The 16,561-nt window shown below is 71.4% G+C and carries 18 protein-coding genes and 2 pseudogenes; 14 read left to right on the forward strand and 6 right to left on the reverse strand.

The features are described from left to right. Positions 1-116: 116 nt before the first annotated feature. The 4 genes and pseudogenes from ABZ497_RS35190 to ABZ497_RS35205 form a co-directional block, all read left to right on the forward strand. On the forward strand, positions 117-725 hold the full coding sequence (locus ABZ497_RS35190) for a hypothetical protein (RefSeq protein WP_359811800.1): 609 nt from the start codon (positions 117-119) through the stop codon (positions 723-725). A gap of 611 nt (positions 726-1,336) precedes the next feature. Beyond that, positions 1,337-1,786 (forward strand): SRPBCC family protein, encoded by a 450-nt coding sequence (locus ABZ497_RS35195; protein WP_329491774.1) that lies wholly within the window; start codon positions 1,337-1,339, stop codon positions 1,784-1,786. Positions 1,787-2,177: 391 nt separating this feature from the next. Next, positions 2,178-2,915, forward strand: coding sequence for a hypothetical protein (locus ABZ497_RS35200; protein WP_359811803.1), 738 nt, complete (start codon positions 2,178-2,180; stop codon positions 2,913-2,915). An 85-nt stretch (positions 2,916-3,000) separates the two neighbouring features. Further along, positions 3,001-3,210 (forward strand): annotated as a pseudogene (locus ABZ497_RS35205) (STAS domain-containing protein); the annotation flags it as partial. A 53-nt stretch (positions 3,211-3,263) separates the two neighbouring features. Here the strand turns inward: ABZ497_RS35205 and ABZ497_RS35210 are convergent. From ABZ497_RS35210 to ABZ497_RS35225, 4 genes and pseudogenes are all read right to left on the reverse strand, one after another. Next, positions 3,264-3,551, reverse strand: a complete 288-nt coding sequence (locus tag ABZ497_RS35210; RefSeq protein WP_359811806.1) for a hypothetical protein — start codon at positions 3,549-3,551, stop codon at positions 3,264-3,266. A gap of 49 nt (positions 3,552-3,600) precedes the next feature. Beyond that, positions 3,601-3,729, reverse strand: a pseudogene (locus tag ABZ497_RS35215) (IS256 family transposase); the annotation flags it as partial. Positions 3,730-3,866: 137 nt separating this feature from the next. Then, positions 3,867-4,763, reverse strand: a complete 897-nt coding sequence (locus ABZ497_RS35220; RefSeq protein WP_359811809.1) for a hypothetical protein — start codon at positions 4,761-4,763, stop codon at positions 3,867-3,869. Positions 4,764-4,796: 33 nt separating this feature from the next. Continuing rightward, complete coding sequence (locus ABZ497_RS35225; RefSeq protein WP_359811812.1) at positions 4,797-5,273, reverse strand: YbhB/YbcL family Raf kinase inhibitor-like protein; 477 nt, start codon at positions 5,271-5,273, stop codon at positions 4,797-4,799. A 97-nt stretch (positions 5,274-5,370) separates the two neighbouring features. On the opposite strand from ABZ497_RS35225, the gene ABZ497_RS35230 reads away from it, so the two are divergent. The 5 genes from ABZ497_RS35230 (at position 5,371) to ABZ497_RS35250 (ending at position 8,808) form a co-directional block, all read left to right on the forward strand. Beyond that, the gene (locus ABZ497_RS35230) at positions 5,371-6,063 is read left to right on the forward strand and encodes a GntR family transcriptional regulator (protein WP_359811815.1); all 693 of its coding nucleotides are present in this window, start codon (positions 5,371-5,373) and stop codon (positions 6,061-6,063) included. Positions 6,064-6,444: 381 nt separating this feature from the next. Next, the gene (locus ABZ497_RS35235; RefSeq protein ID WP_359811818.1) at positions 6,445-6,933 is read left to right on the forward strand and encodes a hypothetical protein; all 489 of its coding nucleotides are present in this window, start codon (positions 6,445-6,447) and stop codon (positions 6,931-6,933) included. 502 nt (positions 6,934-7,435) lie between these two features. After that, positions 7,436-8,218 carry a sulfite exporter TauE/SafE family protein gene (locus tag ABZ497_RS35240; protein WP_359811821.1) on the forward strand — a complete coding sequence of 261 codons (783 nt, stop codon included), beginning with the start codon at positions 7,436-7,438 and terminating at the stop codon, positions 8,216-8,218. Between the two features lie 216 nt (positions 8,219-8,434). Beyond that, a complete protein-coding gene (locus tag ABZ497_RS35245) occupies positions 8,435-8,647 on the forward strand; it encodes a hypothetical protein (protein ID WP_359811824.1) in 213 nt (70 codons plus the stop codon). Beyond that, on the forward strand, positions 8,644-8,808 hold the full coding sequence (locus ABZ497_RS35250; protein WP_359811827.1) for a hypothetical protein: 165 nt from the start codon (positions 8,644-8,646) through the stop codon (positions 8,806-8,808). Before ABZ497_RS35245 ends, ABZ497_RS35250 begins: the two co-directional genes overlap by 4 nt. Positions 8,809-8,914: 106 nt before the next feature. On the opposite strand, the gene ABZ497_RS35255 is transcribed toward ABZ497_RS35250, so the two are convergent. Beyond that, positions 8,915-9,490 carry a CGNR zinc finger domain-containing protein gene (locus ABZ497_RS35255; RefSeq protein ID WP_359811830.1) on the reverse strand — a complete coding sequence of 192 codons (576 nt, stop codon included), beginning with the start codon at positions 9,488-9,490 and terminating at the stop codon, positions 8,915-8,917. A gap of 105 nt (positions 9,491-9,595) precedes the next feature. Between ABZ497_RS35255 and ABZ497_RS35260 the strand changes: the two genes are divergently transcribed. Next, entirely contained in the window at positions 9,596-10,465 is an 870-nt protein-coding gene (locus ABZ497_RS35260) for an SDR family NAD(P)-dependent oxidoreductase (RefSeq protein ID WP_359811833.1), read from the forward strand. A 1,254-nt stretch (positions 10,466-11,719) separates the two neighbouring features. Further along, positions 11,720-12,190, forward strand: coding sequence for a ricin-type beta-trefoil lectin domain protein (locus ABZ497_RS35265; RefSeq protein ID WP_359811836.1), 471 nt, complete (start codon positions 11,720-11,722; stop codon positions 12,188-12,190). A gap of 1,312 nt (positions 12,191-13,502) precedes the next feature. On the opposite strand, the gene ABZ497_RS35270 is transcribed toward ABZ497_RS35265, so the two are convergent. Further along, positions 13,503-14,276 (reverse strand): aminoglycoside adenylyltransferase domain-containing protein, encoded by a 774-nt coding sequence (locus tag ABZ497_RS35270; protein ID WP_359811839.1) that lies wholly within the window; start codon positions 14,274-14,276, stop codon positions 13,503-13,505. 337 nt (positions 14,277-14,613) lie between these two features. Here ABZ497_RS35270 and ABZ497_RS35275 point away from each other — a divergent pair, with 337 nt between their 5' ends. From ABZ497_RS35275 to ABZ497_RS35285, 3 genes are all read left to right on the forward strand, one after another. After that, positions 14,614-14,919, forward strand: a complete 306-nt coding sequence (locus ABZ497_RS35275; protein ID WP_359811842.1) for a hypothetical protein — start codon at positions 14,614-14,616, stop codon at positions 14,917-14,919. 48 nt (positions 14,920-14,967) lie between these two features. Continuing rightward, a complete protein-coding gene (locus ABZ497_RS35280) occupies positions 14,968-15,159 on the forward strand; it encodes a hypothetical protein (protein WP_359811845.1) in 192 nt (63 codons plus the stop codon). 557 nt (positions 15,160-15,716) lie between these two features. After that, complete coding sequence (locus tag ABZ497_RS35285; RefSeq protein ID WP_359811848.1) at positions 15,717-16,076, forward strand: hypothetical protein; 360 nt, start codon at positions 15,717-15,719, stop codon at positions 16,074-16,076. The last annotated feature ends 485 nt before the right edge of the window (positions 16,077-16,561 follow it).

Consider the following 16,561-nt stretch of genomic DNA (forward strand, 5'->3'; position numbering starts at 1 on the left):
CCCACTTTCATGCCCTGCCGACCAGAAGATCACCCGACCGAGTCGGCAGACTCGAACTCACGATCACCAAGATCGATAGAGCAACGGCTAGTCAGTGCAACGGCCCGGTCGTGGCGATGACCGGCAAGGGCCCGGTGGTCAGCAACAGCCTGGACGCGACCAGGTTCTGGTCGCCGGCGGGCTGGGACAACACCACGGTGGCACCGCCCGAGGCGGATCCGGCCCAGGCGGCGGTCTGGCCGGTGGCCGGCGGCCAACTGCTGGCCCGCTGGCAGGAGAAGGACCAGGGCAGCCACAACGTGTGGGCCGTCCTGGACGGCGAGAGCGGCCAGGTCAAGGTGTCGGTGCTGTGTGACAAGCCGCTGATCGGCACCGGAGGGGCCCCCGCCTCGGCGCTCTCGCCGAACGGCCGCTACCTGGTCTCCGAGCACCTGGCCTTCGACCTCACCGCGAAGAAGGGCTACTGCTTCGAGGAGACGAAGAGCAGCAAGCCGCTGACCTTCACCGCCGTCACCGACGACGGAACGGCCTACGGCACCTCGCTCACCAAGGACGGCGGCATCGGCGGCTCCAAGGCGCCCGTCCAGCTGTCGCTGGCCACCGGGACCGCGCAGGCGCTGGACGGTGTGGACGGCGTCCCGGTGGCCGACCTGGCCGGGGTGGGCGTCTTCAAGGTCCCGTCGGTCTCGGAGGGCGGCCTGGTCGCCTACCCGCGCAAGGGCTGACCAGCCTCTGGGCCCGCTCCTCCGTACGGCGGCGGGCCCTCCCGGGGCACAGGGGCGGCGGGGAACCGCTGCAGGTACTCCGCCCGCTCTTCGTGATCAGGTGGCGAGTCTGCGCCGGTAGTGGCTGTGGCAGGCTCGTCCGTGGTGCGTCCGGCCGCCCGATCGACCAGTGGAGAGCGCCGCTGATCGAGGATCAGTGCGTTCACCAGGTGGCGGATCTCGTTGGGGGCCAGGTCGATCGTCGGCTGACCGGATCCTGCGGGAGCGGTGGTGGCTTCGGCCACCAGGAAGGCCAGGGCGCCGAGGACCTGAACACGGCCCACCCACGCCTGCACCACGCGGTGAGAACCCGCGGGTGAGGGCGAGAAGCGCGGACCCGCCCAACCGTAGGATCGACCGGGCTCCCGGGCGGCGGCGCGTCATCCGGCGCTCCGGGCTGCGGCACCGCCGCAAGGCGCACCGCGGCCGTAGGCGTTCGTACTCGGATGGGTGGCGGCGGTTACCGGTTCGCCCGGGATGGGACGGAATCGGTAGGGGCCAGGCATACCGGCCGACGGTCGGGGCAGGTGCTTGCCCGACCGTGAAAGCGATGCGAAGGCGAGTGAGCAGCGGTGAGCAAGGTGCAGGAGCAGATCGACGTCGACGTCCCGGTCAGCACGGCGTACAACCAGTGGACGCAGTTCGAGCAGTTCCCGATGTTCATGGAGGGCGTCGAGGAGATCACCCAGCTCGACGAGCGCCACAACCACTGGAAGACGAAGATCGCCGGTGTGTCCCGGGAGTTCGACACCGAGATCGTCGACCAGGTCCCGGACGACCACGTGGCGTGGCGTACCACCAGTGGTGACGTGCGGCAGACGGGGATGGTGCGGTTCGAGCCGATCGACGCGACCCATACCCGGGTGATGATGGAGATGGACTTCCAGCCCGGCGGCATGGCCGAGAAGGCCGCCGACATGACCGGCATGCTCGACCGGCAGGTCAAGGGCGACCTCAAGCGGTTCAAGCACTTCATCGAGAAGCGCGGGACCGCCTCCGGTGGTTACCGCGACACCCTCTGACCCGGACCACGCCTTCAGCCGCCCCCGCCACACCTACGGATGTGGCGGGGGCGGGGTCATGCGCGAGCGGGAGCGAACCCGGCCGACGTCGCGTCGCCGGTGAAGCACCGCGTCGCGCACTGCGCCGGAGCTGACGGGCCGCAGGCGGGGGCACCTCACCTCGGCGCCTGCGTGGCCCGGTCCGCGAGAGGGACTGGCTCAGCCGAAGGAAGCTGTCCGAGCGCCCCTGCACGAGATCCGCCGACGCTCCGCCATCCACCTGGGCGGCGTCCACCTCGGCGCTCCTCCGGGATGTACCGGTTCGCTGTGCCTTACCGGCCCCTCGGGAGCGTGAACCCCGTACGGCGGGGAACCCGCTGGTGACAGCAACGCCGCACACGGGAGACGTTCCATGGACTCAGGCAGGAAGACGCCCGGCCACCGGGCGAGGGCGCTGCAGCGCTTCCCGCGCCACGACCGCCGCGGCGAGGCCCGGTTGCCCGCGGTGCTCGCCACCCTGGCGGCCGTGCTGCTCTACCTCGTCCTGCCGGAGCAGCTGCTGTTCGTCCCGCGCTTCGTCCTGCCGGGCCTGGAACTGCTGCTGTTGATCCCGCTGATCGCGGTCAACCCGCGCCGGATGACCCGGCAGAACCGCCTCTCCCGGATCGTGTCGCTGGCCCTGGTCGCCCTGATCGGCATCAGCAACCTGATCTCGCTCGGCCTGCTGGTGCACGCCATGGTCACCGACAAGGCCCAGGAGGGCGGCCCCCTACTGCTCGCCGCGCTCCAGGTCTGGGCCACCGGCATCATCGTCTTCGGCCTGGCGTTCTGGGAACTCGACCGCGGCGGACCGGTGGCGCGCACTCAGGCCGAGCGCTCCGAACTGCCGCTGGCGGACTTCCGCTTCTCCCAGGACGAGAACGACGACGCCGTCGAGGAGGTCGCCGACGGCTCGTCCCGCACCAGCGACTGGGTTCCCACCCTGATGGACTACCTGTACGTCTCGGTCACCAACTCCACCGCCTTCAGCCCCACCGACACCATGCCGCTGTCCCCCCGGGCCAAGGCGCTGATGGCCATCGAGAGCATCGCCGCACTCATGACCTCGCTGCTCGTCATCGCCCACGCGGTCGGCGTCCTCGACAAGTAGCACGGCACACCGGTCGAGGCCGCCGCAGGGCGAGGCCGGCTTCCTCGGTGGCGATGTGGGCGCACGGCAGCTCGATGTCGACCAGGTGTCCCTGCCACACACGCCGGCCATCGCGCTCCAGCCGGCTCCGTCGACGCTCGTGGTCGACCTCGGTGCTGTCACGTTCACGGACTCCGCGGGCCTCAACACGCTGCTCGCCCGCACGGAGGCCGACCGCCGGGGCATCGCGGTCCGACTCGCCCGCCCTTCGCGTTCGGCCGCCCGGGTCCTGGAGATCACCGGCGTGGACCGGGTGTTCCCCGTCGACGCGGACGGGGCCGCCCCCGCCTACTGGAGGCGCGTCGGGTGCTACTCGCGCAGGCCTCGCCAAACGGGATGGCGTAGTCGGCCGGCCGGGGTGAGTTCGAGGAACTCGACCTCAGCGCGCAGTTCGGGGCGTACGAACCGGACCTCGGTGCCGCCGCCTGCCCCGTCGTCCTCGCCGCGGCCCCCACCGGCCTGGCACCTCGGGCCCTCGACCGACTCGCCGCCCGGCCGCGCCGCAACGGCACCGTCCTGCTCACCCCCGGCCCCTGTCGCGCAGACCGACGACCAGGTGAGGTGGCGGAGCCGGCGGCGAGGACGAGGGCGGCGCAAAGAGCGCCGAGGAATTCGGTCGTCGTACGCGTTCGCGTCTGGGCCTCCCGCGCGGTGTGAGCTGCCGGAGCAGGCCGCCGACGCCGGTGAGCTGCAGCCCGCTCGCGCGGCCACGGGCGACCAACTGCACGATCAACTGGCCGTCCAAAGCATCCGGCCGCAACGCCGACGGCCGCATAGCCTCCACGGCCTCGGCCGAGACGGTCACGTCTGTCATCAGGTGCTACTTCCTTGGTCGGGAGTTACACCGTGAGTGAGTCCGGAATCGGCGGGGTCCGGCGGATCGTGATTCGCGTTGCTCGTGCGAAGGACCGTTTATGCGAGATCAGACTGGCCGGGAACGGTCTGGAATGTCCCGGCTGCGGTGAACGCGTTGGTGATCGGCGCGATGAGGGAGGCGAAGCGGCGGGCGCCTGCGTTGCCGATCGGTGCCCATAGCGCGGCGCAGTGCTCGTCTGTCTCCACTTCGATGCGCTCGCGTGCCGCACTGCCGGTGTCGGTGACAACGCCGTGGGAGTCGAGCCAGCCGCGCGCGACGAGGCGGGCCGTCGCCGCGCTCCACTCCTCGTCGTCCCACTGGCGGGTCGCTCGGGCGAGAGCTGCGGGGAGGCCGCCGGTTGCGGTGTGCAGGACGAGGCAGTCGCACGGTCCGAGGCCGTTGTCGGCGAGTACGACGAGATGGGCGTCGCCGCGCCACTCGCGTGCCACCGTGATCCGCTGCCACAGTGCGACAAGGGAATCGGATGGAAGCGGGACCGACGCGTTCGCGGCGGCCAGTACCTTGCCGGCATAGTCGGCACGGGTGACGACCGCGTCGATCAGCAGGCGTGCCTCGGCAAGGTGGTCGTCCGTGAGATGTACGTTGGCGCGCCGCATCGCCCGGCTGGCGGCCAGGAGCCGGGCGGCCTGCCACCGCTCCGGCGGCGCGGCGTCCCACACGCCCGCCATGGCCCGCACTGACCGCGGGCTGAAGTTGTAGAAGGCCGCGAGCGTGACTTGCCACGGAACCGCGCCCATCGCGGCCGATCGGAAGGCCAGATACGCCGGCCCGCGGTCGGTCACGCCGAGCTCGGCCGCCTCCTCGGCGGTCTCGGGGGCAAGGTAGATGAACAGGTGGGCGGCGCTGACGGCGCGGCTGACGTCGCGGACGGCGTTCAGGTCCATCGGGCCGGCGCCGGTACGGGCGGAGTGGGGAAAGGCGTCGAGGTGCATGGCGGTGGCGTCTCCGGGAGTCGGGTAGCGCTGTCAGGCGGGTGTTTCGGCAGTGGCGATCAGCACTGCGCGTCCGAGGGTGTGGCCGGCGATGGTGAAGCCGAGGACGGCCGGGGTGGCGTCGGCCGGGACGCCTGCCGTGGGGATGTCGAGGGCGTGCACCACGACGAAGTAGCGGTGCGGGCCGTGGCCGGCCGGCGGGGCGGCGCCGATGTAGCGGGCCGCGCGGGTGTCGTTGGGCACCTGGTAGGCGCCCTCGGGCAGGCCCGAGCCGGTGTCGCCGCCGGCGCCCTCGGGCAGGTCGGTGACCGTGGCGGGGATGTCGGCGACCGCCCAGTGCCTGCCGTTCGGGGCACCGCTCCAGGACAGCTGCGGGGAGGTGTCCTTCCCGCCGGGCAAGCCGGAGGAGTGCTGCTCGGGCGGCCACGCGGCGCCGTCGGCGACGGTGGTGCTGGTGACGGTGAACGAGGCCGCCTCAGGGAGGCGGGCGAAGGGATCGTTGGCAAACACAGTGGTCGTTCCTTACCGGACGGGCGTCCTCATCAGCTAGTGAATCGACAGTAACACGGATAATCGATTATCTAAGGGATCAGTCTAGGATGGGCTCATGACGCAGACAGTGCACTCCTCGACCCCGCCGGTGAAACAGATGCTTTCCGAGCAGGTCTACGCACACCTGCGGGACGCGATCATGCGCGGGGACTACTCCCCAGGCACCCCTCTCAAGCCGCAGGATCTTGCCAGGGAGCAGGGCGTGAGCCTGGCCGTGGTGCGCGAGGCGCTCGTGCGGGTGGTCGGCGAGGGGCTCGCCGACCGGCTGCCCAACCGCGGTTTCGCGGTCCCGTCCTTCTCCGACCAGCGCTGGCAGGAGATCGCGGAAGCCCGTCGAACCGTCGAACCGGTCGTCCTGCGCATGTCCATCGAGCGCGGCGACCTCGACTGGGAGGCCCGCGTGCGGGCCGCCCACCATCGTCTGGTGCGCACTCCGGCGTACGTGCCGGAGGAGGGCGAGTACTACACCGGCATCTGGGCCGAGGCTCACCGCGTCTTTCACCGCACGTTGCTGGAGGGGTGTGGCAACCGCGCGCTGCTGGAGACCTTCGACCGGTTGTGGACCGCCAGTGAGCTGGCCCGCCGTTGGTCGGCGCACCGCAACCCCGACCGGGACGGCGCCAAAGAACACCGCAGGCTGGAGGCGGCGGTACTGGCCCGCGACGCCGACACCGCAGCCGCGGTCCTGGTCCAGCACCTCACCCTGACCGCGGCTGCTCTGACCGACGATTCAGGCCGGGCCACCTAGGCTTAACCCACCACAGCGAGGTCGGGTGGCGGGACCTGCCCTGCCGGAGGGCCGGGTACGGGCGGAAACCGGGCAGGCGTCGCGGCCCGCCGGTCCGGGCCTGGTTGGTCACGGCGTACTCCGCCCCCGTACCCCGTAGCCGGCGAACGGATGCGCTGGACCATCCTGCTGCCGCCTGGACTGCGCTATCGACGCTGCGCGCCGACACAGCGCACGGGGCCGCCCTGGGCGCCGCGGTGCCCGGCTGACCCCCTGCCTGCGCGGGGAGGACCAACGGCTCGACGCCGACCGGCCGATCGTCGCCGACCGCATCCCCTCACCGGCGCCAGGACGGGGCGACACACCGATACCGCATCGGTGTGGACTCTGGGGGAGATCACGGTGGCTGACGTCAACGTCGTACCGCAGGAACTGCATGCGTCGGCGCAGGTGGCGAAGGGACTGGCGGAAGAACTGGCAAAGCCTGTCCAGGCCGCGCTGACCTCGGCTTCTGACGGCAACCGGACAGCTCGCGGGTCGGTCGGTCGGCGGCGGGCCGGGGCAGTTGGGGAGCTGGTGGACAGCGCCGTCGCCGCGTTCACGCAGGCTGCCGGTGTGGGGGAGCGGCACGCGCACTGGGAGGCGGCGTGGCTGCTGTGGAAGTACCGGGGCCTGGAGGCTGCCGTCGGCCGGCTTCGGCAGCGCGTGAAGGCGTACGGCCGGAGGGCCGTGCGGGAGCTGGCCGGTTTCCTTCGGGAAGCCGGGAGGCCCGAGCAGGCCCTGGAGTGGTACCTGGAAGCGGCCGACGGGGCGGACTGCTGTGTGCAGCCGGATGGCGTAGGACCGCTTGCTCGATGGCGATCCATGCAGAACAGCAGCGGAATGGCGTGATCCATTCCCGAGGACGCGGGGTCTGGCGGCCAGGTCTGGCCTCCCACCTGGCCGGTCAGCCGGAGTATGACGAGTAGCCGGGCCCCGGGCCCCAGAAGCCCGGGATTCTCCGGCGGAGGCCGCCGTGCCCGGTACGCTGCTGCCGGTGCCCGCCCGACCCGAGACGCACAGTCCGGGCCATCACCCGCGGGCACCGTCGCGTCGCCGCCGGCCTGGGACGGTGCTGGGACAGGGGTGTCCCAGCACCGTCCCAGCCCGCCCGGATTCGCTAGGACAGTCCAGCCCATATCCGCAGGTGGCGGCGTTCTGCGATCAGACCTGAGACAAGGTGGGACATCCTCGGTTGCCGGTGACCCGTCTCAGCGAAGTTTGACGAGTCTCATCGGAGTTTGACGGCGGCTCGGGCATCTCGCCGGGCTTGACCGTCCGGTCCGTGGACGCTGACCGGGGTCGCGGGGGGCTCGCCGGATACTGGCCCGACGAAGCTTCGAGGGGGCCTGGGGTGGACTGGTTGGAGGGTCTGCTCGGCTTCTCGGCCGGGCTGCTGATATCGACGGTGACCGCGCCGGTGGGAGTGTCCGGGGCAGTCTTCCTGCTCCCGGTCCAGGTCAGCGTGCTCAGTGTGCCGAGTCCGGCGGTGACGCCCACGAACCTGCTGTTCAACGTGGTGGCCGGGCCTGGTGCCTTGCTGCGCTACCGCCGGGCTGGAGCCCTGAACGGGCCGCTCACCCGGCTGCTGATCGCGGGCACCGTGCCCGGCGTCGTCACCGGCGCCCTCATCCGGGTCTTCGCCGTCCCCGGCCCCCGCGTCTTCAAGCTCCTGGTCGCCGCCCTGCTCCTGCCGCTCGGTGTGTGGCTGTGCGCCCGCACCCTGCACCCGGCCGGCCCCCGCACCGCCGCTGCGCCGACGGCCCGCATCACTACCGCGCTCGCCCTGGCCGTCGGCGTCATCGGCGGAATCTACGGCATCGGTGGCGGCTCCATCCTCGGCCCGATCCTGGTCGGTCGTGGCATCCCCGTGGCCACGGTGGCACCCGCCGCACTGGCCTCGACGTTCGTCACCTCGCTGGTGGGTGCCGGCACCTACGCGCTGCTGGCGCTGACCACCACCGGCGACATCGCCCCCGACTGGCTGCTCGGCCTGTCCTGCGGACTCGGCGGCCTGCTGGGCGGCTACCTCGGCGCCCACCTCCAACCACGACTGCCCGAGACCGCGCTGCGTCTCCTGTTGGGTGCCCTAGCCATCGCGGTCGGCATCCTCTACACGGTGCAAGGCCTGCACTGACAGTGCCGACGCACCGTCAATTCTCGGTGAGCCGCCGTCAAAGTTCGATGAGAGGGGACATCGATCGGCTGTCAGTGGTGGCTGGCACGGTGTGTGCGACCCGTACCGTCACGTGAAGATCGGAGCCCGACAATGCTGCCCGCCATTGCCGACCGCGATGAGTTTGCCGCACTGATCATCAGAGTGGGCTTCAGTGACGACCGAGCCTGACGGTCCGTGCTGGCAGAGCTGGTGAAGCCGTGGGAGTTCGAAGGCAGTGACGACGTCGACCCCTACATTCACGTGGTGGACGATCCGGCCTGGTCGGAGGCAGTGCCCGATGCCGTGATCGCCGCGCTCTCAGACGATCCGGAACTGAGCGTCCTCTACCTGGCAGACCGTGTCGCCTTGGAAGACCCCGAGCACCCCTTGCTGGTGGTGTCTGTGTGATCCGCGAGGAGTGCGCGAGCGACGCGGACGGCGGTACGGTCCGGACCGTACCTGCTGGCATCGGTGACATCCACGCGAACCTGTCGATCGCCAATCTCGCCTTCGCGGACATCGTCGAAGCCGCTCGGTGCGACCCCTCCGGCATCCTCCGGTCCTGCTGAGAACTCGCCGTACGAGCTGGTCGAACTCCATGGGCCCTACCCGCCGTTGGAAGAACAGGTTCGCGGCCTCGGCCTTGGCTGTCTTGTCGAGTTCAGCGGGGGAAGGTCACTCCTCCTGAGCCTTGCGGGTGCGGTAGGTACGCATGGCGACCTGCGCCCCGCAGCGGTTCGGGCTGCAGTACGCCGCCGAGGAGTTGCGCGAGCGGTCATAGAACCCGAGGTGGCACGGGGGGTTCCGGCAGGCCTTGAGCCTCATCCAGGCGCCTCGCAGAGCGACGTCGGACGCCGCGGCAAGCACATGTGCGAGTGCGCCCGGGACGCCGTCCCCGGTGGGCAGGAGCTGGACGCCGGAAGCGGTGACGACGGGCGCCAGGGGATACAGCCGTGCACTGCGGCGCAGGTACTCCTCGGCTCTCGCCCGGCCCTCGTCGTCCTCCTCGCCCGCGTGCGCGAGAAGGACGAGGACCAGGGCATCCCTCAGTTCCCGGGCGGCGGCGGCGTCGGCATCGGTGACCAGCGCACCGGGGCCGGTCAGGCCCTCCCGTCGCAGCCACTGCGCGAAGGCCGCCCCATCCCCGAGCTGCTCTCGACTGCCGTCTATCGCCCGCGTGTTGACAAAGGCGAGGACAGTCTCAGCAGCCGCCGAGGGACTGAGAATCGTCCGGGTCGTATCCATGGCCATAGGGCAACGATACCCGAGACCGGAGAGGCGCCACTCATCAGGCACATAGACACCAGAGCACATTGAGGCTTGTGAGTTATGCGCTAACTCAATATGGTCATAACCATGACGAAGAACGAGCAGACCTCGGACACCACCCGCACCTGGTTCATCACCGGCTCCTCCCAGGGCCTCGGCCGCGCACTCGCACTCACCGCCCTCGACCGTGGCGACCGCGTCGCGGCCACCGCCCGCCGCACGGAATCGATCAGCGACCTCGTCGGGCGGTACCCCGGACAGGCCATCGCCCTCCAACTCGACGTCCGGGACGAGGAAGCGGCCCACCGCGCCGTCGAGCAGACCGTTTCCGCGTTCGGACGAATCGACGTGGTCGCCAACAACGCGGGCTACGGACTGTTCGGCGCTGTCGAGGAGGCGACCGACGCGCAGTCCAGGGCCATCTTCGACACCAACGTGTTCGGGCCGCTGAACGTGCTGCGCGCGACACTGCCCGTGCTGCGCAGGCAGCGCTCGGGCCACGTCCTCCAGGGCTCCTCGCTCTACGGACAGTCGGCGCACCCGGGTGTCGGACTGCTCGCGGCCGGCAAGTACGCGCTCGAAGGACTCTCCGACGCCCTGGCGGCCGAGCTCGCGCCCCTGAACATCAAGGTCACCATGATCGAGCCCGGATATCTGGGGACCGGCTTCCTGTCCCACCTGGTCTTCGCCGAACCCACCGCCGACTACGACGGGACCGTGCGCGCCGTCCAGAGCTCGCTCGGCGAACTGCCGGCCGAGGCGTTCGCCGATCCCGCCCGGGTCGCCGCGGCCGTCATGGCCGCCGTCGACGCCAAGCAGCCTCCTCTGCGCCTCGCCCTCGGGCGCGCGGCCGAGGACGGCCTCCGCGAGGCTCTCACCGCACGCCTGCGCGAACTGGACGCCTGGGCCGACGTCAGCCGTAGCGCCGACTGGGCAGCGCACGACCGTCAGCCGTAGCACCGACGGGGTGCCGTGCGAGCGTCAGCTGGCGTGCGGACGGCGCGAGCGCCAAGCCCTCGGGCCGCAAGGCAGGCGCGCCAGGGGCGGCAGACGGCCGATCGGCCACTGAGCTCAACCGCTGCGGTCACGGGCCGCGCACCAGCCCGGCGTCGGCGATCAGGTGCGACTCGTCGAAGGCAGCGCGGACCGGCGCAAAGGACACGGGAGGATCGCATCTCGCGGATGCTCTCCTGATCTGCGGGCGGATGGTCGGTGTTGTTGGAGTCGCTGAGCGGTGCCCCGGAGGAGGCGGGGGAGCTCGGTTTGTCGGAACCGTTGCCGACCGCCACCACGATGGCGACGACGAGGCCGACGACCAGGAGGACGCCGAGGCAGCCGCCGAGCAGTGACCCGCGTCCGAATCGGCCCGTGGACTGGGCCGGGGGAGGCGGTGGCGGCGGGGCACCGTAGGGGCTGGCCGGCGTGCCGGGGCCGGTGCCCCAACCCGGCTGTCCAGCAGCACCAGGCTGTCCACCAGGCCCCGGCGCACCGCCCGGCGGGAGCTGACCGACCCGGGGCCGACCCCGTCGCCGGCTCGTTCCCGGGTTGGCTACGTCCCGGCGAGGGCGAGGGCGTTCTCGATGACGGAGCACAGGGTCGGCAGGTCGTGCTCGGCGTCGCCCAGGACGGTGCTCGGCGTGGTGGCGGCGAATGGTGGCGACGACGGCTGGGGCGAGCTGCTCGGCGGTGGACGGCTCCGGTGTGCTCCCGGCGGCCGTGGGCGTCCACAGGCGGGCGCAGGCCCTCGCGCAGCTCGCCGTCGCCGTGATGACCTCGTGGCCCGCTCGCCGGAGCCGCGGCCCTCGGCGAGCGGCCCTCGGTGAGCGGGCCACCGTCCGACGGGGCGAGCGGCGGCAGCGGCTTGGCCGGCAGTGAGGGGGTGAGCGCGTCATGGCAGGTGAACCGCTCCCGGAGGCGGCGTTCACGGCCGGACCGGGCGGGTTTGCCGCAGGACGGCCGGTGCCGTGAACGGGTTGTTCCGCCGGCCGTCGTCGTGTCGGCCGGCGAGTTGCCGCTCCGGGTTCAGCCAGATCGCTGTGGGGCTTCCCGGCTCGGCCGGTCGGCCACCCGTTCGGATGAACGCAGGTCTGCAGAAACGGTTGTTCGTCAGCAAGTGGCACTGGCAATTGCCAAGATCTCGACCTGTCCGGAAAAGCACCCCGCTGCCGTACGCGAAGCCGCACGGCAAACAGCGAGAACGGGAACCCACCCATGGCAGTCGCACTCCGCAGGACGCTCGCCCTCGCCACGCTGACCCTCGCCGCCTCTCTCCTGCCCGCCGGCGGGGCAGGCGCCGCCGACCCGACACCGCGCACCCCCAGCCTCTACTGCCTCGCCAACACCTGGAGCACCCCGAGCACCTCCACGAAGCCCTGCAACTCGAACGACCAGGGCCAGCACTGGACTCTCGCGGGGCAGAAGATCTCCCTCGCCAAGGCCCCCGCCTACTGCCTCGCCAACACCTGGAACGCGCAGGACGTCTCGGTGAAGCCGTGCGACTCCAAGGACCAGGGCCAGTACTGGACCGTGACCGGTCAGAAGATCTCCCTCACCTTCGCCCCCGCCTACTGCCTCGCCAACGCCTGGAACACCCCCAACATCTCCACCAAGCCCTGCGACAGCAACGACCGCGGACAGAACTGGGTGGTCTTCGGCGACCAGATCAGTCTCGCCCTCGCCTGACACCCCGCCACCGCGCCCGGACACGGTGATCTCCGGGCCGCAGGCCGCCCTTGACGGGCGGGATCGCGTAGGTGACATCCGCTCAGCGGGCCGCCGCGCTGCGGCGGCCCGCTCGTGCAGGACCGAGTTCAGCGACCGCCCGCCGCACGCTCCGTCCGAGACCCCGGTGTGGGCCCATCTCGGCGATCCCACCGGAACCGCGGGCTGCGGCTGCTCTCACCGCGCTCGTGCGCAGGGCGCGCAGGACCACTGCCACCGCTGGCCGGTCGCGGACGGCGCGCCCAGCTCCCGGCCGCCCGCCGTCCACCCCCCCCGGCCCGACATGCTGCGCATCGCCCGCCGCGCGCAGGCCCCTGCTGTCCGGCAGTTTCACCCTGAGGGGAAAGGGTGGTGGTCGTGGGGCTGGCATCCGGGCATGAGTTTCTCCCCGGGGCAAAAGGCGGCGGTCCAGCCGCTGCTGTTCGGCGGGCCGGTGGGCGCGGTATGCGGTACGGAGCTGGCGTGGGCGGGCAAGGGCCGCCGGCCGAGGTACTGCTCCCAGGCGAGCTCGTCGAAGGCGGACCGCGCCCGGGAGAAGGAGAAGCGGGGCAAGGCCCTCGCCACGGCCGCCGAAACGCCTCGGGGCGAATCGGGGCTGCCCGACGGCCTGGCCGACGACCCGGCGGCGGCCGAGCTCCTCGCCCTCGGCGACCGGCTGGCGCGCGCCGACCGGCTGCTGCTCCTCCAGCTCGACCGGGCGGCCCGCGACGGTGACGCGGCCCTTGGCCGCCAATCCCTCGCCGACGTTCTCCACGCCGCGTCCGGCGTGATGGCGCGCCGCCGTGAGCTGGCCGAGGGGCTGCTCGCCGCGCACCCGACCCAGGCCCGGGAGGCGAGGCAACCCGCCGCCGGCCGGCGAAACGCCCCGGGGCGAAACGCCGTCCGGTTCGGGAGACGCCTTCGACACGGCCGGGGCGGTGCCGGCCGCCGTGCCCGACCCCCTCGCCCGACGGCCGCGGCCCCCTCGCGCTGTCGCCGGCCGCCCCGGGCGACGGACCCGAGCAGCTGCGCCTGGCGCTCGCCGCCGAGCGCACTTGCGTCTCGCCGCGCGCCCGGGGTCTGGGCGCGCCGACCGCCACCCGCAGTGCCCAGGGCGGCGCGGTCGTCGTGGAGAGCTGGCACAGCGACCCGCGGCTGTTCGCCGTCCGCGGCACCGACCTCCGGCTGCTCCGATGGGTCCAGGAACTGCGCCGGGCTCATCGGGGGCCGGCTCGGTTTTGCCCCGGGGTGTCTCGGACAGCCACCAAAGAATCCAGGCAGGCCGCCGGTTTCGTCACTCGGCGAGTGACTCCGCGTAGGCGGCGAAGGCGTACGTCTCTTCGAGGCTGCCTTGTCGTGGCGCATCGGCCGGGTCCCAGCCCAACTCCCGGTCCTGGATCACCTGGATGAACAGGGGCCGCCAGCGCGGGTCGAGGGTCTCGCACGCCCACTCCAGCGCGCCGCGCTTGGAGGCCACCTCACCGGTGTGCAGAGTGAACAGCGCCCGGCAGTAGGTGGTCACGGCATACCGTTGGCTCCAGGCCACGTCGAGGCGGGCCCAGGTCCGTAGGTCGGCCAGGAGGCCGGGCAGCATCGCGCGCATCGCTTCGCGCAGAGCCTCGGGCGGTACCGCGTCGACGAGGTCGGCGGCCGGGGGCCCGGCCAGCGTGATGCCGCAGTTGTGGAGGATCCAGCGGGCGTGGAGACTGTTGCAGTGGGTGTCCCAGATCAGCTCCCGGTGACCGTGGTCGCAGAACAGCCACGGCGTCCCGAGCCCGGCGACGTCGCGTAGGGACGCAGTGTCCGCGTAGGAGCCCTCCAGGTGGTTGGTCCACAGGCCCGGGCGGGTGGGAATCTCGCGGTGGAGCCGGCGGAGCTGGTCCTCCGCGGCCCCGGTGGGCAGGACGGTGGTGGCGACGATGAAGTCACAGTCGCTGTGCAGGTCTGCGGCGCCCAGCGCGAAGGAGCCCTGTAGGTAGGCGCCGACAAACGTGTCGCCGAGGATGCCGCGGACCGTGTGGACGAACTCGTCCAGGAGCGCGTCGAGTTCCCGGTAGGGGGTGAACATCGGTATCTCCGTACCCGTTGAAGAGGTGAGGGTTCACGGGCGCGGCGGAGAGGAAAGGGGTTGCCGCCGCGCTCAGGCCCGGCGGATCCACGTGGCGGCGAAGCAGCAGACTGTCATGGAACGCAACGGTAGCGACGCCCCTTCTGCCGGGCAATCGAGATTTCAGCGGCGGAAGGCGGTGTGCTCGACCCCTCCACGCCGCCCTCGGACCCCGCGCATACGCCAGACACCAGGACGCCAAGCGGACCCAGCAGCAAGCCGACCAGGACGCCGCCGAACGCCGCCGCGAGGAACGCGAGCTCCTCGCCACCGCCTGCCCCACTGCCACCGCACCGCCATGTACAACAACCCCCGCTACGCCAGCGACGGGACCAAGCTATGCCACTTCTGCCAGCGGAAGGCCGACCAGGCCGCGCAGGCCGAAGCGGAGCGGCAGATCACCGCAGCCGCCGAGACCCACAGTGGGCGCGCCCAGATCGCCGAGAACGCCTCCCTCCTCCGCACTGCATTCGGTCCACGCAAGCCGAAAGAGGCCAAGGGTAAGGAGAAAGGCCTCAAGAACCGGTTTGCACGGCCTGTTTGCATAGCCCTGATTGGCCTGATGGAACGTCGTCCCCGGCGAAGTCGAAAGGGAATCGAGTGACTTTCTTTCTCAGGTCGCGCGAAGTAGTCCGCCGAAAAGTCCATTGGAATGATCGCCGACCAGATCCAAGAGGTCGCCAGAGAGGCCGCGATGTGGAAACGCCACCGTTCCCGAGTCTGCGACAACAAGAGCGGTACGGCCGCAATCCGAGCCGCGATCGACGAGCACAGAGAATGGCGCAGGATCGGCTACGTCGTGGTGGCGGAGAACCTCACCACCTCCGACCCGACCGCGACCTGACCGTCCGGCGCTGGCGTCGCGAACAGGAGTACCGGGCCCGCGCCGCGCCGCACAGACCACCACCGCCCCGGACACCCGGAGGAAGATCGTCCTCACTGCCTTGCGCCGCGCCGGCCCAGAACCCACCAAAGCCGAAGCCGAAGCCGACCACCAAACCGCCCGCCGCTTGGCCCACCTCGACCACCACACCATGACCGCCATCGCCGGTTGGGTCGAAGCCGCCTTCGCCGCCGCTCTGCGCCGCACCGCTCCCGTCCCGCCCACCAGGCCGGTTGTCCGCCGCGCACCGATCAGGCCGGACGGTCACCAGGCCCCTGAGTAACGCCGCCAGCTCCGCCTGGCGGCCGGGCGCGGCCGGCGGGCGCCGGTGAAACGCCACGCGGACTCTCGACCCCGGCGCCGGACCCCGCCGAGCTAGTCCCGGACAGAGGTCTGACCAGGCCGGACACCGGACCGGTGTCCGGGACAGGTGCCGAACGTTGATCTGCTCAGGCGGCTTGGGAAAGGCTTCTCGTAGTCGAGCCGGGGCATCCGGCGATAGATCCGAGGAGTGTGGAATGCGCATAGCATCGAAGGTCGGCATCGTCGTGGGGAGTGCGGTGTTCGCCGTGGCCGGCACCGCCGCCTACGCCGGTGCGACGCCGGCAGATCAGACGACCGCGTCCGCCCAGGGCCAGAGCTCCCTCGCGTCGATCCCGTCGTACTGCACCCCGGGATCGGACTCGAACTACTTCGGGGTGCACTGCAACACCCAGAAGGTCTACAAGGTGAAGGCGTACTGCGACAGCAGCGACGGCCGACACACCACCCTCACCGGCAACGAGGCGAGCAATAACGGGTGGTCCACCATCCACTGCAATACCCTGGGATCTGGCTGGCACTACCGGCCGAACAGCGGGACCGTTATTGTCCGATAGGGGCGATCAGTTCGGCGGCCGCGGCGAGGACCGGTTACGGGGGCGGTCGCGGAGCGCAGGTGCAGGAGCCGCCGGCTTTGGTTTCCGCCTCGGCAGCAGCCGACGCCAATGCACGGCGACGTTCTCCACGCCGCGTATGGCGTGATGGTGCGCCACCGCGAGTGGGCCGAGCGGCTGCTCGCCGCACACCGCACCCAGCCCCGGGAGGCGGGACAACCCGTGCCCGGGGCCACCGAAACGCCCCGGAGCGAACGGCGGCCGTGCACGGCACCGCCCACTGCGCTGGCCGGGCTCCGTCGGCGGCCGTGGCTCCCCGGGGCGAAACGGCGCCCGGGGCGGGGCCGGCCACGGCCGCCCCCGTAACACCCCGGGGAGAAACCCGGCCCCCGCCGCGTCGGCCCGGTGGGCGCCCGCCGGACAGCAGAGTGAAGCGGGCGCGGCGGGCCAGGTCGCGGGCCTCGCGGGTGGCGATGTGGGCCTGGTGG

Origin of the sequence: Kitasatospora sp. NPDC005751 (assembly GCF_040630835.1) — a bacterium.
Classification (GTDB): domain Bacteria; phylum Actinomycetota; class Actinomycetes; order Streptomycetales; family Streptomycetaceae; genus Kitasatospora.

Bases quoted from the DNA above. Each gene is read 5' to 3' on its own strand.
- ABZ497_RS35270 (WP_359811839.1), bottom strand. From the start codon at position 14,276: ATGTTCACCCCCTACCGGGAACTCGACGCGCTCCTGGACGAGTTCGTC.
- ABZ497_RS35280 (WP_359811845.1), top strand. From the start codon at position 14,968: ATGATCGCCGACCAGATCCAAGAGGTCGCCAGAGAGGCCGCGATGTGG.
- ABZ497_RS35275 (WP_359811842.1), top strand. From the start codon at position 14,614: ATGTACAACAACCCCCGCTACGCCAGCGACGGGACCAAGCTATGCCAC.
- ABZ497_RS35190 (WP_359811800.1), top strand. From the start codon at position 117: ATGACCGGCAAGGGCCCGGTGGTCAGCAACAGCCTGGACGCGACCAGG.
- ABZ497_RS35265 (WP_359811836.1), top strand. From the start codon at position 11,720: ATGGCAGTCGCACTCCGCAGGACGCTCGCCCTCGCCACGCTGACCCTC.
- ABZ497_RS35285 (WP_359811848.1), top strand. From the start codon at position 15,717: ATGCGCATAGCATCGAAGGTCGGCATCGTCGTGGGGAGTGCGGTGTTC.
- ABZ497_RS35230 (WP_359811815.1), top strand. From the start codon at position 5,371: ATGACGCAGACAGTGCACTCCTCGACCCCGCCGGTGAAACAGATGCTT.
- ABZ497_RS35200 (WP_359811803.1), top strand. From the start codon at position 2,178: ATGGACTCAGGCAGGAAGACGCCCGGCCACCGGGCGAGGGCGCTGCAG.
- ABZ497_RS35260 (WP_359811833.1), top strand. From the start codon at position 9,596: ATGACGAAGAACGAGCAGACCTCGGACACCACCCGCACCTGGTTCATC.
- ABZ497_RS35220 (WP_359811809.1), bottom strand. From the start codon at position 4,763: ATGCACCTCGACGCCTTTCCCCACTCCGCCCGTACCGGCGCCGGCCCG.
- ABZ497_RS35255 (WP_359811830.1), bottom strand. From the start codon at position 9,490: ATGGCCATGGATACGACCCGGACGATTCTCAGTCCCTCGGCGGCTGCT.